The organism is Kangiella japonica, assembly GCF_039523535.1.
Classification (GTDB): Bacteria; Pseudomonadota; Gammaproteobacteria; order Enterobacterales; family Kangiellaceae; genus Kangiella; species Kangiella japonica.
This window is the reverse complement of record NZ_BAAAFM010000001.1, coordinates 533,672-558,725: the sequence shown is the minus strand read 5'-3', so window position 1 is coordinate 558,725 and position 25,054 is coordinate 533,672. Positions and strand designations below refer to the sequence as shown.

22 protein-coding genes and 2 tRNA genes are annotated in these 25,054 nt (G+C 44.4%); 14 read left to right on the top strand and 10 right to left on the bottom strand.

Features of this window, described 5'->3' with window-relative positions; all coding sequences use genetic code 11:
• Positions 1-20 precede the first annotated feature (20 nt).
• Genes ABD128_RS02605 through ABD128_RS02595 form a run of 3 tightly spaced genes read left to right on the top strand, consistent with a single transcriptional unit; the run spans position 21 to position 1,664 of the window.
• Positions 21-332, top strand: coding sequence for a helix-turn-helix domain-containing protein (locus ABD128_RS02605; protein ID WP_343986078.1), 312 nt, complete (start codon positions 21-23; stop codon positions 330-332).
• A 3-nt stretch (positions 333-335) separates the two neighbouring features.
• Complete coding sequence (locus ABD128_RS02600) at positions 336-848, top strand: hypothetical protein (protein ID WP_343986075.1); 513 nt, start codon at positions 336-338, stop codon at positions 846-848.
• A gap of 9 nt (positions 849-857) precedes the next feature.
• A complete protein-coding gene (locus tag ABD128_RS02595) occupies positions 858-1,664 on the top strand; it encodes a hypothetical protein (protein WP_343986071.1) in 807 nt (268 codons plus the stop codon).
• 457 nt (positions 1,665-2,121) lie between these two features.
• Here the strand turns inward: ABD128_RS02595 and ABD128_RS02590 are convergent.
• The 9 genes from ABD128_RS02590 to ABD128_RS02550 form a co-directional block, all read right to left on the bottom strand.
• A tRNA-Met gene (locus tag ABD128_RS02590) sits at positions 2,122-2,198 on the bottom strand.
• 94 nt (positions 2,199-2,292) lie between these two features.
• A complete protein-coding gene (ychF, locus tag ABD128_RS02585; RefSeq protein WP_110201164.1) occupies positions 2,293-3,384 on the bottom strand; it encodes a redox-regulated ATPase YchF in 1,092 nt (363 codons plus the stop codon).
• Positions 3,385-3,410: 26 nt separating this feature from the next.
• Positions 3,411-4,004 (bottom strand): aminoacyl-tRNA hydrolase, encoded by a 594-nt coding sequence (gene pth / locus ABD128_RS02580; protein ID WP_343986068.1) that lies wholly within the window; start codon positions 4,002-4,004, stop codon positions 3,411-3,413.
• Between the two features lie 38 nt (positions 4,005-4,042).
• Complete coding sequence (locus tag ABD128_RS02575) at positions 4,043-4,726, bottom strand: 50S ribosomal protein L25/general stress protein Ctc (protein ID WP_343986065.1); 684 nt, start codon at positions 4,724-4,726, stop codon at positions 4,043-4,045.
• Positions 4,727-4,965: 239 nt separating this feature from the next.
• Positions 4,966-5,913 carry a ribose-phosphate pyrophosphokinase gene (locus ABD128_RS02570; RefSeq protein WP_343986062.1) on the bottom strand — a complete coding sequence of 316 codons (948 nt, stop codon included), beginning with the start codon at positions 5,911-5,913 and terminating at the stop codon, positions 4,966-4,968.
• 66 nt (positions 5,914-5,979) lie between these two features.
• Positions 5,980-6,054, bottom strand: a tRNA-Gln gene (locus ABD128_RS02565).
• 13 nt (positions 6,055-6,067) lie between these two features.
• A complete protein-coding gene (gene ispE / locus ABD128_RS02560) occupies positions 6,068-6,940 on the bottom strand; it encodes a 4-(cytidine 5'-diphospho)-2-C-methyl-D-erythritol kinase (protein ID WP_343986059.1) in 873 nt (290 codons plus the stop codon).
• Positions 6,941-6,943: 3 nt separating this feature from the next.
• Entirely contained in the window at positions 6,944-7,642 is a 699-nt protein-coding gene (gene lolB / locus ABD128_RS02555; protein WP_343986055.1) for a lipoprotein insertase outer membrane protein LolB, read from the bottom strand.
• 88 nt (positions 7,643-7,730) lie between these two features.
• Positions 7,731-9,692 carry a tetratricopeptide repeat protein gene (locus ABD128_RS02550; RefSeq protein ID WP_343986053.1) on the bottom strand — a complete coding sequence of 654 codons (1,962 nt, stop codon included), beginning with the start codon at positions 9,690-9,692 and terminating at the stop codon, positions 7,731-7,733.
• 278 nt (positions 9,693-9,970) lie between these two features.
• Between ABD128_RS02550 and hemA the strand changes: the two genes are divergently transcribed.
• From hemA to tldD, 11 genes are all read left to right on the top strand, one after another.
• Positions 9,971-11,239, top strand: coding sequence for a glutamyl-tRNA reductase (gene hemA / locus ABD128_RS02545; RefSeq protein ID WP_343986050.1), 1,269 nt, complete (start codon positions 9,971-9,973; stop codon positions 11,237-11,239).
• 86 nt (positions 11,240-11,325) lie between these two features.
• Entirely contained in the window at positions 11,326-12,414 is a 1,089-nt protein-coding gene (gene prfA, locus ABD128_RS02540; RefSeq protein WP_343986562.1) for a peptide chain release factor 1, read from the top strand.
• Positions 12,415-12,476: 62 nt separating this feature from the next.
• A complete protein-coding gene (gene prmC / locus ABD128_RS02535; protein ID WP_343986047.1) occupies positions 12,477-13,343 on the top strand; it encodes a peptide chain release factor N(5)-glutamine methyltransferase in 867 nt (288 codons plus the stop codon).
• Positions 13,344-13,594: 251 nt separating this feature from the next.
• Positions 13,595-14,638 carry a rod shape-determining protein gene (locus tag ABD128_RS02530; protein ID WP_110201155.1) on the top strand — a complete coding sequence of 348 codons (1,044 nt, stop codon included), beginning with the start codon at positions 13,595-13,597 and terminating at the stop codon, positions 14,636-14,638.
• A 145-nt stretch (positions 14,639-14,783) separates the two neighbouring features.
• Positions 14,784-15,680, top strand: coding sequence for a rod shape-determining protein MreC (mreC, locus tag ABD128_RS02525; RefSeq protein ID WP_343986559.1), 897 nt, complete (start codon positions 14,784-14,786; stop codon positions 15,678-15,680).
• Positions 15,670-16,158 (top strand): rod shape-determining protein MreD, encoded by a 489-nt coding sequence (gene mreD, locus ABD128_RS02520; protein WP_343986041.1) that lies wholly within the window; start codon positions 15,670-15,672, stop codon positions 16,156-16,158. The genes mreC and mreD overlap by 11 nt, the downstream gene beginning before the upstream one ends.
• Before the next feature lie 9 nt (positions 16,159-16,167).
• A complete protein-coding gene (locus ABD128_RS02515) occupies positions 16,168-16,761 on the top strand; it encodes a Maf family protein (protein ID WP_343986037.1) in 594 nt (197 codons plus the stop codon).
• A gap of 14 nt (positions 16,762-16,775) precedes the next feature.
• Complete coding sequence (rng, locus tag ABD128_RS02510; RefSeq protein ID WP_343986034.1) at positions 16,776-18,269, top strand: ribonuclease G; 1,494 nt, start codon at positions 16,776-16,778, stop codon at positions 18,267-18,269.
• Positions 18,270-18,296: 27 nt separating this feature from the next.
• Entirely contained in the window at positions 18,297-22,247 is a 3,951-nt protein-coding gene (locus ABD128_RS02505) for a YhdP family protein (protein WP_343986031.1), read from the top strand.
• Positions 22,247-23,065 carry a carbon-nitrogen hydrolase family protein gene (locus ABD128_RS02500; protein WP_343986028.1) on the top strand — a complete coding sequence of 273 codons (819 nt, stop codon included), beginning with the start codon at positions 22,247-22,249 and terminating at the stop codon, positions 23,063-23,065. Before ABD128_RS02505 ends, ABD128_RS02500 begins: the two co-directional genes overlap by 1 nt.
• A gap of 20 nt (positions 23,066-23,085) precedes the next feature.
• Entirely contained in the window at positions 23,086-24,528 is a 1,443-nt protein-coding gene (gene tldD, locus ABD128_RS02495; RefSeq protein WP_343986025.1) for a metalloprotease TldD, read from the top strand.
• 2 nt (positions 24,529-24,530) lie between these two features.
• Here the strand turns inward: tldD and yjgA are convergent, their stop codons facing one another.
• On the bottom strand, positions 24,531-25,049 hold the full coding sequence (yjgA, locus tag ABD128_RS02490; protein WP_343986022.1) for a ribosome biogenesis factor YjgA: 519 nt from the start codon (positions 25,047-25,049) through the stop codon (positions 24,531-24,533).
• Between the last annotated feature and the right edge of the window lie 5 nt (positions 25,050-25,054).

Below are 25,054 nucleotides of genomic sequence, written 5' to 3'. Positions count from 1 at the left end.
ATCGCTATGAGGTCATATCAATGTATACAGACAATAAACTTAATGAAAGCGCATTACTTCACCACGCGCGAACAACTTATAAGGAAATCCCAGCCGAGCTTGCTGGGCAACTATCCAAGCTAATAACTTTAGCCGATCAATATCCCGATGCTTTAGCGACTAGAGCAGTCACAGCTGTATTACTTGGTTTAAAAGAACCAACCCTTTCGTACTGGGCTTGTGTAGGCCGAGGCTTGCCGTTTGTTAAGTCGGGGAGACGTTGCTTTTATCGTTTGTCTGATATTAAGGCATATATTGAAAAGCACACTTTCCAACATACTGGGGAGGTGTAAGGCATGGATATAAAAAAGAAAGGCGCGCCCACCATAGACAGCGCCATCCCATATACAAACCAAGATCATATTACTACAAAGTTTAAGCGTTGCGCTACCACTTGCGACCGCTTTAGAAGTTGCAAAGCTAATATTTGCCCACTCGATCCTGATTATGAGCGCAGAAGTCACTTACAAGGCGAGGCTATTTGCCACCACTTAAAGAAGGAATGGAAACAGCGCCCAGAATGGCCTAGAGCATATGGAATAACGGATAAACAGCTTAAAGAGGTAGTAAGAGACTACCTAAGCAATCTATCTAGCTATTCTATAGAAAAATATAAAGCAGTAATCCTTGGTGGTGACAGGTTAGCTAAGCCTAGCATTTATACTCTATCTGCTAACGATGGAAGTAGAGCTTGCTTGGTTGCCAATAACAAGACTGAGGCAATCACTAAAGCGTCACAGCTATACAATAAACCCATAAAAGCACTTTATTGTGTATTTAGCGTTCCGCTAGGTGCTGAGCTGGTATAGGTCTAATCGATGGAGGAACTAGCTAAGCTATTCAGTGACGGCCATAAGGTAGAGATCTTGGACGGGCGGTTAAACATATCGCCCGAGGTGGTGCAGAGCATTGATAAGGATGCTTTACTATTTGAAATCGCAACTGTAACAAGTACAGAGTTGCTAATATATCAATCATATAGCGCAGGGGCTTACCAAGGGAAATACAAGGGGGTGACTTTGCAGTTTAATAGATCGCTATCAGAGCAGGGAGCATATGCAATATTTAATGCAAATATTGTACGCCAGAGAAACTCTAAGAAAGGCAAGAAAGGGGAGCGGTTGCCAAACGGACATTTTAACGTTTCTGAAAATTCAGAGTTCTACAAGTTTTGGAAGCGGTGCTATTTACCAAGACCAGCAAGTTTAACAAGGTTTTGGGAACGTATGGGAAATCTGAAAAAAGTTATCCTTACTGGCAGTTACACTAAGGGCGAACGATTAGACTCAAAGAGCCTTAAGCCAGTAGACCTTAGCTATATAGAAATCAAAGAGTGTTTTAATGATTGTCATACGCATAAGGAACGCATAAACAACGCACAAGCAACGCATAAGGAACGCATAAGACCAACGCATAAGGAAATAGACGAAAACCACACAGAGCAAGGCGTACAGGCAAACCAAAGTACGGGCAACAGTAAGTACGGTAATAAGGTAATAAGGGAATGCGGTAATAAGGGTAATGATTCTATATCTATTACTACCACTAAGAAGTCACCGCAAAAACAGTCAAATGATGAATGGTTAGAAGACTGGGAACAATTCGGTATGGACTCGATGGAATAGGTAGGGGGTAGGGTTCAAACCTTACGGCCTTAAATCCTAGAGCGCGCCCATATAGTAATTGTTTTATCCTCAAAATTTTAAAATACTGACTTTTGCGACAAGTGCGCGCGAGAGCAGAACCCTTACCGTTTCCTTACTAGTGTGTGTTTTCTTACATATAAAAAAGGTGCAAGATAACCCCAAGGGTATGAACATCACTTCTTATTCATTACAAAGTGTTTTTACAGTTCTTAAAAGACTTTAGGGACAAGTACGCGCGAGAAAGAGAACCCTTTGATAACCCTGAGTGTTTACCTTTGTAACTTCCCGACTATAAAAAAGTATATTTAGACTGTGGGGGAAGCCTTATAGGGCGGTATTTCGATCCCAAACCATTGCCCCACCATTGCCCGAGACATTTTGCACAGGCAATAAAAAAGGGCTACTTTCGTAACCCTTTAATATATATAGCAAAATATGGTAGCTATGGGTGGACTTGAACCACCGACCCCAGCATTATGAATGCTGTGCTCTAACCAGCTGAGCTACATAGCCTTAATTCAGTGGCGCGTATTTTCGTGATTTCGGGCCATTATGTCAAGCCTTTCGGGTGAAAATAATGGAAAATACTCGCCTTTCTTTATTTCTCTTATACGTTGAAGCGGAAGTGCATGACATCGCCGTCTTTTACGATGTATTCTTTTCCTTCTAAACGCCATTTACCGGCTTCTTTGGCGCCTGCTTCGCCGTTGCCAGCGATGTAGTCGTCATAAGCAACAACTTCGGCACGGATAAAGCCTTTTTCGAAGTCTGTGTGGATGACGCCGGCGGCTTGTGGTGCTGTGGCGCCCACTTTAACCTGCCATGCGCGAACTTCTTTGACGCCTGCAGTAAAGTAGGTTTGTAGGTCTAGAAGATTATAACCGGCGCGGATTACGCGGTTTAGGCCTGGTTCGTCTTGCCCAAGGTCTTCTAGGAAATCGGCTTTGTCTTCGTCGTCTAGGGCGGCGATTTCAGACTCAATAGAAGCGCAGATAGGAACTACCTCAGCGCCTTCTTCTTTGGCGAACTCACGTACTTGGTCGAGAAGCGGGTTGTTTTCAAAACCATCTTCGCTAACGTTGGCGATGTACATGGTTGGTTTGATGGTGATTAGCTGGAAGCGACGCATCACTTTCATCTCATCCGCATCAAGATCTAAACTTCTGAGCGCCTTACCTTCGTCGAGACAAGCTTTGGCTTTCTCTAGCACGGCTAACTCTTCTTTAGCCGTTTTATCGCCGCTTTTAGCGACTTTGGCCGTCTTTAGAATACGCTTTTCGACTGACTCAAGGTCAGCTAGCGCTAATTCGGTGTTAATGGTTTCGATATCCGCCAAAGGATCAACTTTGCCATCAACGTGTACTACGTCATCGTTGTCGAAACAGCGAACAACATGGGCAATGGCGTGAGTTTCACGAATGTTGGCTAGGAACTTGTTACCTAGACCTTCGCCTTTAGATGCGCCAGCTACTAGGCCTGCGATATCAACGAATTCCATAGTCGCTGGTAATACTTTTTCAGGCTTTACGATAGCAGACAAAGCGTCAAGGCGCGGGTCTGGGATTGGCACAACGCCAGTATTCGGTTCAATAGTACAGAAAGGGTAGTTGGCAGCATCGATTCCAGCATCTGTTAGTGCATTGAACAATGTTGATTTTCCAACGTTGGGCAAGCCCACGATTCCACAATTTAGTGCCATGTTACTTCTCTCTACGATTGATTGGTTTATTCAGCGCCAGTTTTTACGCTGTGTAGTCTTTGTACTGCGAGATCCCAGTCACCGTTTAATAAGGTTGGGGTTTCGCGTACGGCTTCATCAATAGCTAAATTGATGGCGTTACGGTCGTCGGGGCTCGGTTTGCCGAGGACATAGCCAGTGACTTGGCTTTTGTGGCCAGGGTGGCCTATGCCGACGCGTAAGCGTATAAATTCTTTATTGTTACCCAGTTTACTGATGGTGTCGCGCAGTCCGTTATGACCGCCGTGTCCGCCACCTTTTTTGAGCTTTAATGTTCCAGGAGCGATATCGAGCTCATCATGAGCTACTAGGATTTCTTCTGGAGCAATTTTATAAAAGTTAGCAACTGCTTGAATCGCTTTGCCGCTAAGGTTCATAAAAGTGGAGGGGATCAGTAATTTGATCTCTTCAGAGCCTATTAATCCCTTGGCAAAAAGGCCATGGAACTTATTTTCGACTTTGAAGGGGATATTGTAGGCGCGGGCGAGTTCTTCAACGTACCAGGCACCAGCATTATGACGGGTATCTTGATATTGTGAGCCTGGATTGGCCAGGCCCACAATTAACTTGATGCTAGACATTATGTAGTCTAACTAAAGCTTTCGGTTTGAACGAAGAATTAATCTTCGTTCTTTTCCTCTGAATCGCCTGCGTCAGCTTTTTGCTCGCTAGCTGGTACTTCAGTTTCGTCAGCTTCAACTTCATCGTCAGACTCTTCAACCGTTGGCGGTAACATGTTCGCTACAGCTTGGTCGTGCTCTTCGATGTCACCGTGCATGAAGGCAGCAATTTGAACGCCTTCTGGTAATTTAAGATCGCTTAAGTGTACTGATTCACCAATTTCTAAGCTGCTTAGGTCAACTTCGATGTACTCTGGAAGCTTACTTGGACGACATGAGATCTCAACAACTGTTAATGGTTGAGTCACAACGCCACCAGATTTCTTACCAGGTGCTTTGTCTTCGTTGATTAAGTGTAGAGGAATGTTAGCCAACATATCTTCACCACGAACGATTCGTTTGAAATCAACGTGCATTAACTTAAGTTTGAACGGGTGACGCTGTAGGTCTGTAATTAGAACTTCTTCAGTTTCACCTTCAATGTCTAAGTTGATGATTGATGAATATGCTGCTTCATCGTCCAACATGTTGTTGATTTCATCGTGATCTAAAGTGATCGACTTAGCTTCTTCTTTACCGCCATATACGATGGCAGGGATTTTGTCTGCAAGACGACGTAGGCGGCGGCTCGCACCTTTCCCTATGTCGCTGCGTAATTCAGCTTTTAACGTAAAATCGCTCATTGTGTTTCTCCACAAGTTGAGTAAGTAAAAGGCTAAGCCTTGCGACCAAGCTTAACCACAAAATTTTGGACGCGAATTATACCGTATTGAAGAACTAAGAAGCTAGCTTAATTCCAAATAATTACTAGCATTTCGGGCTTTTTCGGTGAATATTCACGGTTTCTAGGGATATATACAAAAATCCCGCCTTTAAAAAGCGGGATTTTGCGAATTTTGATTCAGCGCTTAAAAATTAAGGCTTAATCTAAAAACATAGTCGATATTGATTCTTCAGTGTTTACACGACGAATAGACTCACCCAATAATGGCGCTAAGTCGAGCAGTTCGATGCGGCTGCACGAAGCTGCGTCTTCATTTAGAGGAATCGTGTTGGTCACGACCAATGCATCTAAGTTTGAGTTGTTCAAATTGTCGATAGCTTTGCCTGATAAGACTGGGTGAGTGGCGTATGCAGATACGCTTGTTGCACCATTGTCTTTCAGCGCTTGGGCTGCTTGGCAAAGTGTGCCAGCAGTATCAACCATGTCATCGACGATGACACAATCACGGCCAGCTACGTCACCGATAATATTCATCACGCCAACTTCGTTAGCACGAGGGCGACGTTTATCGATAATCGCTAAATCAGCATCATCTAAACGCTTAGCGATAGCTCTTGCGCGTACAACACCGCCCACGTCTGGCGAAACAACCATAAGGTTTTTGCCTGACTGAGATGCGATATGGTCGAGAAGAACTGGCGTTGCGTAGACATTATCTACCGGAATATTGAAGAAGCCCTGGATCTGATCGGCGTGTAAATCTACGGTTAACACGCGGTCAAAACCAACACCACTAATCATGTCGGCGACAACTTTTGCACTGATTGGTACACGCGCTGAACGTACTCGACGATCTTGACGTGCGTAACCAAAGTAAGGAACAACCGCTGTAATACGCTTTGCTGACGCACGCTTTAGCGCGTCGGCCATAATGATCAACTCCATTAAGTTGTCATTGGTAGGCGCACAGGTTGATTGAATAATGAAAACGTCTTTACCACGAACATTTTCTAGGATCTCAACATTACATTCGCCATCGCTAAAGCTAGACGTGTGGATTTTTCCTAGAGGTACTTTTAAGTAGGTAGAGATGCGTTGAGCGAGATCAGGAGTGGCGTTGCCACTGAAAAGCATTAAATCTGACATCGGAAAGCCCTGTGTTTTGCCCCAAATTCACAAGCAGAGAGTTGATGTTAAAGCGTAAAGAAAAAATGGCAGGGGTAGCTGGATTTGAACCAACGAATGGCGGCATCAAAAGCCGCTGCCTTACCGCTTGGCGATACCCCTGCAATGTAGTACCTCAAATCAGCGGAGAAGTATTAATACCTCTTGCTGTCAAGGTTAGCCAGCGCTGCTTGCACAGTGCCGCTATTTTACGGACTTCTCGCTCATTGTCAAAGGTTAAGAACACACAACTTCCGGTTCCTGTCAGCGTCGCTTTTCCAAATTCTCCAAGAAACTCAAGGGCTTCCCGTACTTCTGGATAGAGCTCTGCGACAAGAGGCTCGAAGGCGTTGTAACCAAGTTCTAAACTTGCCTCTGTGCGAGTGGCGCGTAATTTAATCGGTTTATTGTCTCTTGTCAACGCCCTATGTGAAAAAATTTTCGAAGTGTTTATTTTTACATCAGGATAGACGATTAAATAGTGCTTTTCGGGCAATTCGGTGGCGCTTAAAATTTCACCAATACCTTCCGCCCAAGCGGTCTTGCCATTGACGAAAACAGGTACATCGGCGCCTAAGCTTTTGCCAATCTCGCAAAGTTGCTCGTTTTGTAGGCCAAGCGACCATAAATTATTCAATGCAACTAGCGTTGTCGCTGCGTCTGAGCTGCCGCCGCCAAGACCAGCGCCCGATGGTAATTTTTTTTCTAGTTTTATGTCGGCGCCTTGGTGATCTTGCTTATAAGGTTCTAAAGATCGAGCGGCTTTAATGATAAGGTTATCGTCACTCGGCACTTCGTCATACTCGGACTGGAGCGTCACTTCACCCGAATCGTTCGGTTTTATCCAGATCTCATCGCCATAGTCCAATAATTGAAACAATGTTTGTAATTCATGGTAACCATCATCACGTCGACCCAAGATCCGTAGTTCTAGATTTAATTTCGCAGGAGCGGGCCAAAAGCTATAGCCTTCGCTATTTAAAGCGCCTGTAGCATGATTAAAGCTCATCCGTTATTCCTCGCTAGGGTTTGCTTTTGAGGAGTGTGTTTCTGCTGAGATAATATCCCATGAGCGAATCGATAGGATGATTTTATTGTCGCCTTGCTCACCGTTTGTTTGCACGATTCGTATTTTTTTCGGCATCATTAGGACAAATGCTTTATCGCCAAGCATTAATTCAGCTTCCTCGTAGCGCACATAATCGACCACATAGTCGAGGTATTTGATTTGTTGCAAGGTGCCATCGGCGTTAATTAATAAATCGCTTTTATTGATTCCAGTGGGTAGACCTTTAATCCAGTCTTGCATCAGTACGACTGGAATGTCCCAACCTGAAACGCTATATAGCAGTTGGCGCGCATCGGTGCCTTGGTAGTGCTCATCATCGCCAGTGGACAAAGAACTGAGGTGTGGTTCCACCTTTAAAATCATGTAAGTTTGGCCAAAAGCACCATACATCCGAAAAGTGAAGTCGCTTGGTGCCTGTTGGCGCCAAAGGAAGTTAGAAGAGAAGCTGTCTTCGGGATGAGTGATGCCGATTCGGCCTTTGAGTTGGTGTGACTCGAAGGTTTTTAAAAGCTTGTAGTGCTTTTGCCATAAAGGATCATCCCACACTGTGGTTTGTTGTTTTACAGGAGCAGTTTGACAGGCGCTTAAGAATAGTACGGTGCAACTCGCGATAAGGATGGTTTTTATTGTTTTTACATTCATGCTTTGCATCGGCCGTTGGTAGATGGTTGTTCAGTCGTTCGCAGTTAATGGCTCGCGTTTGGCTGTGCCGAACTTTGAAACTGATGAATCAAGGGTTGAGTATGTTTGCTTCGGGAAAACGTCGAAGCGTGCGCAAAATATACTGGTTATTTGGGTTCATTCGCAAGGCTTTTTGCCAAACTTGTATCGCTTGGCTTTGTAAATTCATGGTCCACAAGACTTCGCCTAGGTGCGAAGCGATTTCTGGGCTTTCCTGTTGCTCATAAGCCATTTTGAGGTATTTTAGGGCTTCTTCGTAGTTGCCCAAGCGATAATGCACCCAGCCTAAAGAATCTTGAATCGCCACATTGTTCGGCTCTTTCTCATACGCGCTTTCGATGAGCGCTTTGGCCTCATCGAGCGAGCGGTTGAGATCAGCTAAGGTATAGCCTAGCGAATTTTGGGCGTGAGAATGCTCTGGATCTAGCTTCAGCACTTGGCGCAAATCTCGCTCCATCGAGCTGTAGTACTCTAAAGGCTCTGCAGCTAATGCTTTGTTGTACAGCAGATCAATATTATCTGGGGTTTGCTCGACTGCAGACTCTAGAAGCTGGTAGGCGATTAGGTGGCTATTGCGCTTTTGCAAAAAGTGGGTGCCGATAATGATGATGTCAGTGCGTAACTGTGAGTTGGTGACATTATTGCTAAGCTCTTCAACCGACTGCCTGAACTCTTGAACAGACTGCGTTTGATTTAAAAGCTGTAGCTTTAAGTAGTAAAGGAACGGCTTATCAGGGCTGACTTGTAGCGCCGATTGGATACGGCGATCCGCTTGCTGATAGTCGCCAGTCTGCGTCAGCATATTAATTTCAAACTCAAGCAGGCGCTGTCTATCGTTTAAGCCAACCTTACGCTGGGCATGGCGTAGCGTGTTGATGGCCTGTTGCATCAAGTTATTTTCAGCATAAAGTTGGGCTAACTCAGTTCGCGCGGTCATATAATAGCGACCCTCAGGCACCATTTCGTAGCAACTGTAGGCTAGGGCTAATTTGTTGATGCGTGCTGCTGAGTCAGCGCAATAATAACTGGTGATTTCTTTTTTGTAGTTTTGCTGAGCTAATTGCCAAAAGCCGTGGTTGGCTTTTTTAAAGTTGTCCAATGCGTAATGGCTACTGGCGATAAGGAATTGGGTTTGTTCATCATTGAGGCGCTTCGCTTGCACTTGTTTTAAGGCTTTTAGCGCTGCGGGGTAGTTTTTCTGTGTATAAAGTAATTCACCTAACTTGTAAGTTTGTTCCGTATCAAGAATCTTCTGGTCGATAATGGAGCTTAGATAGGCTGCGCGTTTGTCGTTGGAATGTAAAGCATACGCCTCACCTTTAAGCTCTATGGCAGAAAGGAAGTTTGGCTTTTTATCGAGTGAATAATCGAGCAGACTTTGAATTCGGTCGTATTGTTTTTCTGGGGTTGCTGACTTTAAACGTAAATAGGCTTCTGCCGTGGCGATATAAGGTGAGCTTGGGGATTCATTCAAAACTTCGAATAGGCTGATGAAGTCGGCTTCTTCCTGAAAGCTCGCCATTTGGATAATTTCATACAGTTTTTCGTCTTGATGAGCAGGCAAGAGTGGCATTAGTTGTTCTAAATAAACTTTGGCGTCATCAATTTCATTTTGTGCAAGACTGGCGACAAGGGCGACTTTATAGGCGTTTTTATCCTTATTATCGGCTTCAAGCCACAACGAAGTTGCATCTAGTGCTGTGACATAGTCGCGCTCGATTAAAGCTACCATGGCGGCTTTGGCGGATAGCTGTTTGCTCCCTGTTTGTTCCGCGGCATAGAAGAAATTACTTTGTGCGACGTCATAGAGTTTTTGCTTATTAGCGATATCTGCCAGCAAAATACTGAAATAGAGCTGGCTGCGTTCCTCGACCGATAACTTGGCAACAGAAGGATGCTCCTGTGGCTTTGGGGCACTGGATTCTGGGGCTGTTTCAACGGTTTTTGGCTGGTTGGTGGCGCAAGCGGCAAGCAATAAACAGCAGGTTGAAACGATTAGGATTCTTAACAAGAAACTTCTATTCATCCGTATAGTATAAAATATTCCTATAAACATTTTGTGAAAGCACTCCACAAAGTATTTCAATAAAGTGCTTCATGAGGTACTTAAATTAAGTGCTAGCTCAAGAGTATCAGGAATATTTTAACAGTACAGTTGAAATGCTGAGTTTTAACGAATTTTTATGATTAGCGGACACACTGAAGCAGTGTTATAATTCGCGCCATCTACCTGCCTCGGCAGAATTGTGTCTTTTTTGAGTGACCTATTTTAATAGCTTTGCCTAACTTATGTCTTTGATTGTTCTAGGAATTAACCATAAAACAGCATCTTTATCCATCCGTGAGAAGGTTGCTTTTGCTGATCATGAGTTAGGTCAAATCATGGCGGAAGTTAAAGAAAACACCGAAGACTCTGAAGTAGCCTTGCTATCAACATGTAACCGCGTTGAATTTTATGTCTCCAACGAGTCGAAGCAGCACGAAGAGCTGAAAGCCAAGCTTCTGCAATGGTTAGAAGCTAAAAAAGGTGTTGGCGAAGAGTTGGAGCAGGCAGTTTACTGCCACCAGGGCGCTGATGCCGTTGGGCACCTGATGAAGGTCGCGAGCGGTTTGGATTCAATGGTGTTAGGTGAGCCTCAGATTCTCGGCCAGCTAAAAGCTTGTTACCAAAAAGCTCGACGTGCCGGGACCGTGAATCAGGTCATGGAGCGCTTATTCCAAAAGACCTTTGCGGCGGCAAAAAGGGTGCGCCATGAGACTGAGATTGGTTCTAACCCTGTCTCAGTGGCTTATGCCGCAGTTACCTTGGCGCGTCATATTTTTTCAGACTTTAGTGAGCTTACGGTATTGTTCGTTGGCGCCGGCGAGACCATCGAGTTAGCTGCGCGCCATCTAGAGCAAAGCGGCGTTAAGCAAATGATTATGGCCAACCGCACTTTAGCGAATGCGCACAAGCTGGCTGATGATTTCGGTGGTAAGGCGGTCGGTTTAGACGCTATCCCACACTATTTACCACAAGCCGATATTGTGGTCAGTTCAACCGGCAGTATGTTGCCGATTATCGGAAAGGGTATGGTTGAAACTGCGTTAAAAGCGCGCCGTCGTAAAAGTATGTTTATGGTGGATCTTGCGGTTCCGCGCGATATCGAAAGTTCGGTCGCCAAGCTCGATGACGTTTACCTCTATTCTGTTGATGATTTAGAGGGGGTGATTCAGGAGAATCTCCAGGCACGCCAAGAGGCAGCAGAAGAAGCTATCGTGATTTTGCAAGAGTTTGTGGGCGACTTTGAAAAGTGGCACGCGGGCCGCCAAAAACATGATACAGTGCGTGAATTACACCAAATGCACGGTGCCATCGCTCAGGCCGAACTGGAAAGAGCTAAGGCGCAATTGAAGAATGGTAATGATGTGGAAGCCGTGTTAGAGCACTTTTCGCATCGTTTGACCAAAAAGTTTTTACACCAACCTTTAGTCTGGTTGCGTGAGGATGATGAAGAGCTGGATAGACACGAGATTACTCGTGAACTGTTTCAGCTTGATAAAGCATCCGATGATTAAGTAAGCTTACATTAGGCTTATTCAGCAGTTTTATCCCATGTCGCTAACGACTTGTTTAACCACAACAGGAATTAAGAAATAGCATGTTGCAGGATTCTGTCAGTCAAAAACTAGAAGGTTTGGTTGATCGCCACGAAGAGCTTGAGGCTTTGTTGGGCGATCCAGAAATTATTTCTGATCAAAATAAATTCCGTGATTTATCAAAAGAATACTCACAGCTCGAAGAAGTGGTAAAAGCCTTCCAGCAGTATCAAGAAGCGGTAAAGAACCTGCAAAATGCAGAGGAAATGCTGAAGGACGATGATCCTGATATGCGTGAGATGGCGCAAGAAGAGCTTAAAGAAGCGAAAGCGACAATCGAAAGCCTAGAAATCGAGCTACAAAAATTACTGTTGCCGCGTGATCCAAACGACGAAAAGAATACCTTCTTGGAGATTCGTGCGGGTACTGGTGGTGACGAAGCCGCTATATTCGCTGGTGATTTATTCCGCATGTACAGTAAATACGCGGAAAAGAAGCGTTGGCAGGTTGAGGTGATCAGCGAAAGCCAAGGCGATCATGGCGGTTATAAAGAAATCATTCTACGCATTGTGGGCGACATGGTTTATTCACACCTAAAGTTTGAATCGGGCGCGCACCGTGTACAGCGAGTGCCTGATACTGAGTCGCAAGGTCGAATTCATACCTCAGCTTGTACCGTTGCAGTGATGCCGGAAGCCGATGAGATCGATGCGATTGATATTAATCCAGCGGACTTAAAAGTCGATACTTTCCGTGCTTCGGGTGCGGGTGGTCAGCACGTCAACAAAACTGACTCAGCAATCCGTATTACGCACTTGCCGACGGGCGTAGTGGTAGAGTGCCAGGACGAGCGATCGCAGCACAAAAACCGCGCTAAAGCGATGTCTGTATTACAGTCGCGACTACAAGCGGCCGAAGAAGCGAAACATCAGTCTGAGCAGACGGAAATGCGTCGAAACCTTGTTGGAACGGGCGATCGCTCGGATCGAATTCGTACTTACAACTACCCACAGGGGCGTATGACTGACCATCGCATCAACTTAACTTTGTATAAGTTAGACGAGATTATGGAAGGCGATATTGATCAAATTTTAGAGCCATTGGTTCAGGAGCATCAAGCGGATCAATTAGCGGCACTTTCTGGTCAATCGTAAAGCCAATTTTGGGGCTTAGCTTCGAGGCTAAGCCTTATTCATTTCAATAAAGGTCAGAGACTGTGAGTAAGACAGTTCAAGAAGCATTATCATGGTCTATCTCGGAGCTCGAAGTCTTAGAGCTTGAAAACTCAAATTCGAAGATAATTGATACCCCCAAGCTTGATGCCGAAATACTGCTTGCAGATACTCTGGACAAAAATCGCACTTGGCTGAAAACCTGGCCTGAGAAAACACTATCCCCAACTGAATTAGACATCTTCAAAGGATTAATCATGCGCCGTAAAGCGGGTGAGCCGGTGGCTTATTTAGTGGGAAAACAGGACTTTTGGACATTTACGCTAAAGGTCACTCCAGCAACCTTAATCCCTCGCCCTGAAACAGAGCACCTGGTTGAGTTCGCTTTGAGTAAAATTCCTGCGGATGAAGTTTATCAAATTTTTGATCTCGGTACTGGTTCAGGCGCCATAGCCTTAGCCCTCGCTTCAGAGCGTCCACAGGCTAAAGTAACGGGGCTCGATATCAGCGAACAAGCGCTGAGTGTCGCCGAAGATAATCGTCAGCAACTGAAAATAAGTAATGTCAGCTTTCAGCGGGGTCATTGGCTTCGAGATTGGTCGGGTAAGATCGATATGATTGTGAGTAACCCACCATACATTGATGCCAATGATGAGCACTTAAAGGGTTTAACCTTTGAGCCAATCGGTGCACTAGTGGCTGGCGACAATGGGCTAGCCGATATTGTGGAAATTACAGAGCAAGCGCAGCAGCACTTAAAGCCGAGTGGCTGGCTAATTTTTGAGCATGGCTTTGAGCAAGGGCGAGCTGTACGCGACATAATGCAACAGCATAGGTTTAAAGATGTTGTGACTCTAGCGGATTATGCAGGTTTGGAGCGGGTTACCGTAGGCATAAAGGCTCCAAAGTAAAGCTGAACTAAATCAAATAAATCAGGTCTTTTAATAGGCAAAGTGCTAAAATTAGCGCTAAGTCGGCAATCTTAGGAAAAACTTTCCCATCATTCGTTTTTAAGCTTGCCGAGACTAAGTAGTATTGTTAGAGTAACGCGATTGAGAAAATTCTCAAAAGCCTTGTCGTTGCTGGCGTTTAGCCCTTTTAGATTGACAATTATTTTAATGAAATTTGAGTAAAACAAGTTTTTAGCGGGAAACCTCCTCCGATGTTTAATAAATTACGTGGCCTTTTTTCTACCGACCTATCGATCGACTTAGGTACGGCAAATACTTTGATTTATGTTCGTGACCAAGGGATCGTTCTTGATGAACCTTCAGTTGTCGCTATTCGACAAGATCGCTCAGGCGGAGCTAAATCTATCGCTGCGGTCGGAGAGGCTGCGAAAAAAATGTTGGGTAGAACGCCTGGCAGCATCGTTGCAATCCGTCCAATGAAGGACGGTGTTATCGCTGACTTTGAAGTGACTGAGAAAATGTTGCAACACTTCATTCGAAAAGTTCATGACAATACGTTCTTCCGTCCAAGCCCGCGAGTTTTGGTTTGTGTGCCTTGTGGCTCAACTCAGGTTGAGCGCCGTGCGATTAAAGAATCAGCCTTAGGGGCTGGTGCGCGCGATGTGTACTTAATCGAAGAGCCGGTGGCTGCTGCTGTTGGTGCTGGTTTGCCTGTTAATGAAGCGCGTGGTTCTATGGTCGTGGATATCGGCGGTGGTACTACTGAAATCGCAATCTTGTCATTGAACGGCGTGGTTTACTCAGATTCTGTGCGTATTGGTGGTGACCGTTTTGATGAAGCTATCATCGAATACATTCGTCGTAATTACGGTACTATCATTGGTGAAGCAACGGCCGAGCGCATTAAGCACGAAATCGGTACGGCTTACCCAGGAACTGAAGTTCGCGAATTAGACGTTCGTGGCCGCAACTTAGCGGAAGGTATTCCTAGAAGCTTCACTATTAACAGCAATGAAATTTTAGAAGCTCTTCAAAACCCTCTTCACGGTATTGTTCGTGCGGTGAAAGCTGTTCTTGAACAGTCTCCACCAGAACTGGCTGCTGATATTTCAGAGCGCGGTATGGTGTTAACGGGTGGTGGAGCGCTTATCCGTGATGTGGATAGATTGCTGATGGAAGAAACGGGCTTGCCAGTCATTGTTGCTGAAGATCCGTTAACGTGTGTTGCGCGTGGTGGTGGTAAAGTTCTAGAAACTATTGATGAACACGGCGGCGATTTGTTCTCAGACGACTAGCTTTAAAGATTAAGGACTTTAAAAAAGTCCATTAAAATCGGGCACTTAGATTGCCCGATTTTTGTATGACAGCTCGAAATACTGCTAAACTACAACTTGTTTGTGTTACATCATAAAAACAATACTCTTGCGGGAGGAGTAGGCTATTAAAAATCTATTCACTCGAGGCCCTTCTTTAGTACTTCAGCTCATCTTGAGTCTGTTAGTCGCATCCCTATTGATGGTACTTGATTATCGTTACGACTACTTAAGCAGTGCTCGTAAAGGTGTTTCCACCGCGCTAGCCCCAATTTACTATCTTGCTAACATTCCAAACGAAATTGCTTCGTGGGCTGACAACAATATTGTGAGCCGTAACGACCTATTGGCAGAAAACCGTCAGTTAAAAGATGAGCTGTTGATTCTCAAAGCACAAAACCAACGTTTAATCGGACTCGAGTCAGAAAACGCTCGACTGCGCTCGTTACTAGGTTCTTCGCGAACTTTACGCGGAAAGCGTGTGATTGCTGAGGTGCTGAATATTGATAGCAGTTTGTTTGCCAATGAACTGTTACTCAACAAGGGCAGCATGGACGACGTGTTTGTGGGGCAGCCAGTGGTTGATGCGGAAGGGATTATGGGGCAAATTGTCGAGGTCTCGACTACGACATCTCGCATGATTTTATTGAACGACCAAAAGCACGCCATCCCGGTTCGTGTGGATCGTAATGGCGTTCGCGCGATTGCCCAAGGTAATGGGCAGTTGTTGTATTTACGTCACTTACCGAACACTATTGATATCAATGAAGGTGATGTTTTATTAAGCTCGGGGCTTGGACAGAAATTTCCCGATGGTTACCCAGTGGCGAAAGTGATTTCGGTCACGCGTCAATCGGCACAGCCTTATGCTGAGATTTTGGCAGAGCCTACGGCTAATATTAATCGCGCTAATCATGTGCTTTTATTATGGCCGTATCATGATCCTACAAAAGCGAAAGCTAAGCCTAGCACCGAAGCACCTGACAATAAAAAAGAGGCAGTAGGAGGTTCCGATGCAAGCTAAAGGTAAACGCGGAACCTGGGTCATCATCCTCAGTTTCATCATAGCCCTTATCCTGACGGTTATACCATTGCCTGAATCGTGGCATCCTTTTAGGCCTGACTGGCTTTTTTTAGTCATGGCTTATTGGGTCGTGGCATTACCGCATCGCATCGGCTTGCTGTGGGCTTTTTTATGGGGACTGATTTTTGATGCTTTAATTGGCACAACGCTGGGGTTGCACAGCTTCAGTTTGTGCTTACTGGTCTTTGTTTTGCAGCTAAATTATTTACGGATTCGTATTTATCCAATCTGGAAACAGGCATTAACCATGGGCGGTTTGAGCTTACTGTATTTAGCTCTAGTTCTGTGGCTATCACGAGTGACAGGAAGTCCTGAAAGCGACTTGAGCTATTGGCTTTCGGCCGCAATCAACGCCATTCTATGGCCATGGCTATTTATCCTTTTGCGCGATATTCGACGTTATTTTAAAGTTAACTAAGGGCTTTGTATGTCACAGCACACAACCATTTACTTAGCTTCAGGTTCGCCACGGCGCCAGGAAATATTGACGCAACTGGGCGTGGACTTTATTCAGATAGCGAATCATTTTGATGAAACTCAACTAGCAGGCGAGTCCGCTAAAGAGTATGTAGAGAGAGTAGCGCGTGGGAAAGCGTTATCGGCGATGGAGTCTAGTGAGTATGCTGAAAAACTGCCGGTGTTGGGCGCAGATACAACGGTTGTTCATCAGGGGCAGCCGCTCGGTAAGCCGGATGACCTTCAGCATGCCGAGCAACTGTTAGAGCGCTTAAGTGGGCAAACCCATCATGTTTATTCGAGTGTGGTTATCACCCATGGTGAGCAGCTGTGGCAAACTACCGTAAAAACCGAAGTTACCTTTTCCAATCTTAGTAAAACCATTATTCAAAACTATTGTCGTACTAAAGAGCCTATGGGCAAAGCTGGCGCTTATGCCATTCAAGGGTTAGGCGGGAGTTTAATTACAACAATTAATGGTAGCTATACAAATGTAGTGGGCTTGCCTTTATATGAAACTCGCCAACTGTTAGAGCAAGCCAGTATTAAGCATGCGCTAGTATAAGGAGCTTAATCAATATGCGCGATGAAATATTAATAAACGTAACGCCTCAGGAAACACGTGCTTCTATCGTGGAGAATGGTGTGCTGCAGGAAGTGCATATTGAAAGGACTGAAAACCGCGGTATCGTTAGCAATATTTACAAAGGTGTTGTAAAGCGCGTGATGCCAGGCATGCAGGCTGCATTTGTCGATATTGGCCACGAAAAAGCAGCATTCTTACACCTTGCAGATATTGTCACGGAAAAAGATGAGGGAAGTAAGCAAGCGATAGAGGGCTCGAAACTTCTTGATAAGCAACAGTCACAAGAAACGGATATCACGTCGGTTTTACACGAAGGTCAAAAGATTATTGTCCAAGTCATTAAAGACCCTATTGGGAGCAAAGGGGCCAGACTGACGACCCATATCACGATTCCATCGCGTTACTTAGTATTGATGCCAGATACTGAGCACGTTGGCGTCTCGCAGCGTATCGATGATCAAGTCGAGCGCATTCGGCTCAAAGAATTACTGGAAGATCATGAAGAGCTCGATAATGGATTTATCGTTCGAACCGCGGCTGAAGGGGCGACAGAAAAAGAGCTTGTTCGAGATGCTCTTTTTTTAGCAAAGCTCTGGCGCGGAATTACGGAAAAGTCTAAACAGGTTAAAGCACCAGGTTTAATACATAATGATTTGGGGCTTGAGCTACGCATCATGCGAGACATCTTTGAAGACGATGTAGAGCGAGTTCGAATCGATAACCAAGCCGCGCTAGAAAGAGTACAAGCCTTTGTTAAAGAGTTTTTGCCGGAGATGCTGAGCCGTATTGAGTTGTATCAAGGCGAGCGTCCCATTTTCGATTTGTACAACGTCGAAGAAGAAATTAAACGTGCGTTAGAGCGCAAAGTCCCGTTAAAGTCCGGCGGCTATTTAATCATTGATCAAACCGAAGCTATGACCACGGTTGATGTGAATACGGGGGCTTTTGTTGGCCATAAAAATCTCGAAGAAACCATTTTTAGAACAAACCTTGAAGCAGCCACAGCTTTGGCTCGGCAATTAAGACTGCGTAACCTAGGTGGCATTATCATTGTTGATTTTATCGATATGAAAGAGGAAGAGCATAAACGACAAGTGCTACGAACTTTGGAGCGGATTCTTGAAAAGGATCATGTCAAAACACAGATTACTGAGGTCTCAGCTTTAGGACTTGTGGAAATGACTCGAAAGCGCTCTCGCGAAAGTTTAGAGCGTTTATTGTGTGAGCCTTGCCAACAGTGCAATGGCCGTGGCTATGTCAAAACCGCCGTCACTGTCTGTTACGAAATATTTCGCGAATTAAGTCGCGCAGCGAACACCTACGATGCACAAAAGTTCCTAGTCCTTGCGAGTCAAGAAGTGGTGGATTGCTTGTTAGATGAAGAAGCAAGTAGCCTAGGAGATCTCGAGGTGGCTATTGATAAACCGATCAAGTTGCAGGTTGAAAGTTTGTATTCGCCAGAGCAGTTTGATGTGGTTTTGATGTAAGGTGTTTATAGGTAACCTGGTAATTGAATGACTAAACGTTTGACTCGCATTCTGAGACGTTTATTAACCAGCTTTTTGTGGCTGGTGTCAGTGCTGGTCATTATTTTCGTCGTCCTACTTTCTATTGTAAAGCTATCGCTTCCTTATTGGACTGAAGATAAGCAGGAAATGGTTGCCTTAGTTGAAGGGCAGTTTGGCGGTACCTTTGATTATTCAGAGCTCGAAGTCGATTGGTCGGAATTTAAACCAAAGGTCTTCCTCAAGGATGCTTCATGGAAACAGTCCGATGGCTCAATGAGTTACAGTTCTGATAGTACAAGGGTAGTTCTAAATTTTTGGGAAAGTTTGATTAAAGGATATGTTGTTGCTGAGTCGATAGAGCTGAACAGTGCGAATGCTAAAATTAGAATTCCAGCCCCTTCCAAAAGCACTGACTCTTGGTCACTTGATATTGATTTATTGCTTAAGCGTCACCCTGAATTTATTAATCAAGAACGTATTGATGTTAATGGACTCACTGTTAGTGTCGCAAGAAATGACTTAGTCAGGAAAATACAGTTTAGTACTGTAAGTTTTGAAAAACTCAAGGAACAGAGACAGCTGGTTTTAGACTTTCAGAGCGACTTTTCTTCACAAACCAAGTTGATCATTGAGTCCGAAGGAATGCCGTTTAGTGAGGACAGTGAGCTCAAAATTTATGGTTTGTTACGTGATTTTGACGTGCTGGACAGTGCGATATTTCTAAAGTTACCGGAAGACATTCCTGTTGAAATTGCGGATTCTGAGTTTTGGCTTGAGTATGAGGGTAAGGAGCCCATTTCGGGGAGACTCATATTTAAAGCAGAAAGCTCAAACTCCAAAGTGGCGCGATTAGACGCGGAAATTAATTATCACAAGACTGACAATACGGCTATTTTTTCAAGCGACAGATTTTATGTGGCTGAGCGAACTGCGGATGATCAGCTTTTAGAATTCGATAGTTTTTTTAAAGCTGTGAGAGAGGTTGGAGATGACCAGTCCATAGAGTGGTCGCTTGAGGCAGAAAATACGCCGATAGGTTATTTTGTCACTCTGTCATCGCCTTTTATTCCTTCAGAGCTTAGGGATATATTTTCAGAAGTACAGCCGGATGGAGAGTTAGTATCACTGGATATCCGCGCTGTTCAAAAGGATGCAAAGGTAATCCCAATTAGTGGCAGTGCTGAGATTGGTAACTTTACGACAGTTGCTAGCTCCTACGGTCCTGAGCTATTGATGAATAGCATTCAAATTCAAGAAGAAGACTCTGGTTGGCGTTTAAAAGCAAAGTCTACAGAGTCACAGTTGTCTTGGCCAACTGTGTTCAAAGGCGATATCCCTATTGATGATTTTTCTCTTAATACTTGGGTCAGTGTGGAAGACAAACCATTAATCAAAATTGATGAATTTTCACTGAAAAATAAAGAAGCTCAAGTTGTGATTCATGGAAGTGTTCAGCTTGAGGAAGATGATGCTGTTCTCTCAGTGTATGGTGAAACGAAGCAAGTGGATATTGCGGCTTTAGAAAAGTATTGGCCCAGAACCACAATGAGTCAAAACGCTCTAGAATATCTGGATCAATCTTTGCTAAAAGGAAAGGTTGAATTTGCAAGACTAGTCTGGCGAGGTGGTTTCGAAGCATTCCCCTACGAGGACACCTCGGGTGTATTTGATCTAAGAGCCAACGTAGTGGATACGAGTCTGAAGTTTGATCCTGATTGGCCTCAAGTAGACCAACTTACCGCTATAGCTCACTTTAAAAATAACCAGCTCTTTTTATCTTCTGATAAAGGGCAAATAAAAGGACACGATATCGGTCAAGCTAGCGGCGTCATTGACTCGGTGTTTACGGATGATACTTCTTTAACACTCGATATTGAAAATAGAGTTGGCTATGAGTTATATAACTTTGTCTTTTTAAACTCGCCACTTCAAGAGTGGTTAGGACCTGCATTACTAGACCTTACTTTCACTGGCAACTTGAAGCATCAGCTTAGGCTTGAGGTTCCTTTAAACGAGGGCAGCGATGCAGTTGTTAGTGGTTCTGTGCTATTCAATGGTGAAAGTGTCCAGTTAGATTCTTATGGATTGAATCTAAACTCGCTGAGAGGGAAACTGAGCTATACAGAACAAGGAGCTTTTGGTAAGGGTTTAGAAGGGGAGCTATGGAAAAGTCCAGTAACCATTGATATAGCGGTTGGTGACTACGGGAAAGGCGATGATTTAGTCAATATTGATGCAATTTCAGACTTTGATTTGGCTATGGCTATGACTTCATTTGATATGCAGCTGCCTATTAATGTTGATGGTAAAAGTAAGGTTAACCTGCACTATCGTCAAGATAGTGAGGGCTCTGAGTCATTAATTATACGTAGTGACTTGAAGGGGACTGCCATTAAAGGGCCTTCCTGGTTTAGTAAGACAAAAGAAAGCCAAAGCTCTTTCTTATCGACTTTATACCGTAACAATAACCGGATTCACGCAAGAACGATCTACCGTGATACTGTTTCAGCTCAACTTAGCTTTGACGTTAACTCACCCGATAATATTAATGGGGTTATTGCTTTAGGAGACTTAGCGACTCACAGCATTGAAGTTCCTAATAACGGGGTTGCGATTAAAGGTTTTTTTGCTGAGATTCACAGCAATGAATGGCTCAATAGTTTGCAAGTTAAAAAGGGCGGAACTTTCTTTTGGCCTAAATGGATCGATCATATTTCTATCAAAACAGCTCTTTTCACGATTGCAGGCCAATCGTTACACGATGTGGAGTTAAGTGACTCGTTGTTGGCAGATGACAGCGTACGTTTTAATGTAAAAGCGAATGAAGGGTTTGGTAACTTAACGATTCATAAAGATGGCCGAAAACACGTAACCGTAGAAAAACTGGATATTGAATTAAACGATTTTAGCCAGCTTTCTGATTCCGAGGTTAATATTGAAAAGTCTTCGCTCGATAACTGGCAGGTTGAATGCTTGGCCTGCAAAATTAATGGGATTGATACGGGTAAGTTAACGCTGGTTTCAAAATTAGATAACGGAACGGTGCTGGTTCAAGGTGACAGCCAAATTGAAGGACAGCTCAAAGCTTATTTAGAAGGTCGTTGGCAAGGGGATAAAAGTCAGGTAGAGATTAATTTTGAAACCTTAGATACCGGATCTTTACTCAAACGATGGGGCTTCGGCGACGGTTTAAAGGATACCAATGCTACGGGTAGCGCATCCTTAGAATGGCCTGGAGGTTTTCATGATATTAGTATTGCGAATATAAGCGGCTCGATTGATTTGGAAACTGGTGAAGGCTCGGTCAAAGAGCTGAGTGACCGTCAGGCAAGAGTTTTCAGCCTATTCTCACTACAGAGTATTCGACGTCGATTATCGTTGGATTTCAGCGACCTTTTTGAAGACGGTTTTTTCTATGACAAGATAAAGGGTGTGTTTACCATAAAGAATGGGGTTGTTTATAGTGAGAACGTTTTCATTAATGGTACTGCTGCCGATGTAAAGGTAAAGGGAAGAACCAACCTTGTTAAAAATACCGTTAACCAAAATGTTACAGTGGTACCAAAGCTTGGCTCAAGCTTACCACTATTAGCTGGGTGGGCTATTGAGCCTACTACCGGCTTAATTATGCTGCTTGTTAATAAGTTGTTTGAGCCAGTAATTGATGTTGTGGTTAGTATTGAATACAAAATTAGCGGTGACTTAAGTAACCCAACGGTTATCGAGTTAAACAAGAAGTCTAAAGAAGTGGCGCTTCCTGAGGTGGATGAGGAAGAAGTACAGAATGAATCTGAGCCTGAGTCTGAGCCTGAGGTTGAACCCAAGACTGGGTCAGAGAGAGAGCCACAAGAAATGAAACTTGAAGAGACTGATGAGACTAACTCAGATGCTAATAGGAAGGTTACTGCTGAAGAGCCACAGCAAGAAGACACGACTAAAGATAGTGGTGAGAAATAATGGCGAATAAAAGTATCAATATAGGCTTAATTCAGATGTCTTCCTCAAGTGTTGTTGAGGACAACCTAAAGAAGGCAGAGAAATTGATTGCGCAATCCGTAAGCGACGGCGCAGAGATGGTCGTTTTGCCGGAAACTTTTGCTTTGATGGAAAAGTACAATGGGCAGAAGCTGGACTTTGTAGAGCCTCATTTAGAAGGGCCGATTCAATCATGGATGCAACGAGTCGCTAAAGAATACAGAGTCGCGCTAGTTGGTGGCACCATAGCTATCCAGTCTAGTGTGGCAGATAGACCTTTTGCCCGATGTTATGTTTGGGATGAGCAAGGCGAGCTGATCACTTATTACGATAAGATTCATATGTTTGACGTAGCGGTGAAAGACGATGAAGTCTACTCAGAGTCTGATAACACGCTAGCTGGTTATCAGACAAGGTCTTTCGATTATCGTGGGATTAAGTTTGGACTTTCGGTTTGCTACGACTTAAGGTTCCCCGAACTTTATAGAAAGTATCAAGCTGAGTCCGTAAATGTTATCTTAGCGCCATCAGCGTTTACCTTAAAAACGGGTGAGGTTCATTGGCAGCTGTTACTACAGGCAAGAGCCGTAGAAAACCTTTGTTTTATGGTAGCTGCTAATCAAACAGGGGTACATGATAATAAGCGGAAAACCTTTGGCCATAGCATGTTTGTAGGTCCTTGGGCTGACGTACTTGGGGCGCTTGGTGATGAAGAGGGCTATATTAATCAAACATTGGAAATTGGGCAAATTGACACCATTAAAAAGCGCTTCCCTGTGCACACTCACAGACGGCTTTAATGCATTTATTTAGGTAACTAATGACAACTATTATTGATCGCGTAGAACAACATTTATTTAGAGAGTCAGACTTGTCAGTGGCGACTATTTCACAGGCTATAGAGTCTATTAGTCGTTATCAGCAGGATTATGCCGATATATTTTTGCAAGAAGTGGTCATGGAATACTGGCAACTTGAAGATGGCTTGGTCAAAGACGCGAGTTTCAACCTAAATAAAGGCTTGGGTATTCGCAGTATTGATGGCGAAAAAACAGGCTTTGCCTACGCCAATCAATTTGAATCAACGGCACTCAATAATGCACTGGCAGCCGCTACTAGCATTAGTCGTGCGGGCCAGTCTAAAGCGGTGAGCTTTAATCAAATAGTACCAAGTCATAGCTTGTATACCGAACATACGGTTTTGGGTGATGTTGAGCCGTCACTTAAGATTGCCTTGCTTCGCCAGTTAGATGCTAAAGCTAGGCAAATGGATGAAAAGGTGAAGCAAGTAATGGTCAGCCTGTCGGCGGCCGATGAACACATGCTTGTGGCGGCGATTGATGGCACTTTAGCCGCTGATATTCGACCGATGATTCGCTTAAATGTCACTGTGGTAGCAGAGCATCAAGGGCGCCGTGAACGAGGTAGCGCCGGAATGGGCGGACGATATGATTGGCAGCACTTAATGAGCTTAGACCTCGAAAGCTTAGCATCACAAGCGGTGCATCAAGCGGTGGTCAATCTTGAAGCAGTCGAAGCCCCAGCTGGTACCATGCCTGTGGTTTTAGGTAATGGTTGGCCGGGTGTGTTATTGCATGAAGCGATTGGTCATGGTTTAGAAGGTGACTTCAATCGTAAGGGCTCCTCAGCTTATGCTGGTCGAATCGGTGAAAAGGTGGCATCGGAACTCTGTACGGTGGTGGATGATGGCACTTTAGAAGGGCAGCGCGGCTCTTTAAATGTGGATGATGAAGGAACCCTTACTCAGTCTACGGTCTTGATCGAAAATGGCGTATTAAAAGGTTATATGCAAGACAAACACAATGCGCGATTGATGGGGCAGCAAGCAACAGGCAATGGTCGTCGCGAGTCTTATGCACACTTACCTATGCCACGCATGACTAATACGCTGATGTTAGCTGGACAGTCAAACCCTGAGGAAATCATTGCTAGCGTCAAAAAAGGGATTTATGCGCCTAATTTTGCAGGTGGTCAGGTGGATATCACATCGGGTAATTTCGTCTTTAGTGCGAGCGAAGCTTATTTAATCGAGGACGGCAAATTAACAGCACCGATTAAAGGCGCAACCTTAGCTGGAAATGGCCCAGAAGTATTGAAGTATGTCAGTATGGTCGGTAATGATTCGCAACTGGACCCCGGAATTGGGGTTTGTGGTAAAGACGGGCAAAGCGTTCCGGTGTGTGTGGGCCAGCCTACCTTAAAAGTCGATCAACTGACCGTGGGTGGAACCCAAGCAGGGTAGTCTTAGCTGTTTGAAAACTCGGCGTTATCACGCAAGTAGCGGAACAATTCACGCTGGTATTTCGGTGGTTTGTTAAGCTCTTGCTCTTTTATAGCGTTACGGACTAATTGACGCAAGTGTTGGCGGTCTAGGTTCGAGGCTACTTCTAATAGTTCAAACACCCCCTTGTCGCCTTCATCTAGGAGGCGATTGCGCCAATGTTCACAAAGCTTTTCTCGTTGTACTTCTAGCGTATGTTGCTGATTATCGATGACCAATTGCTGCTCAATTGATTCGATATTTTCATTACGCAGAAGTTTTCCGATGTATTTAATATGACGCTTTAAACCAATGTGGTGATTGATTTTAGACACTTCTTTGAGAGCATGCTTCAGTGTGTCTGAAATAGGAAGCTTGTCCCACTGCTGCTTCGGTAGTTTAGCTAGCTTGTCACCCAAAGCCGTTAACTCAAGCAATTCCTTCTTAACTCGAGATTTCGACTTCTCATTTAGGTCTTCATGATGCTCAATGTTGTCAGTCATAAGTT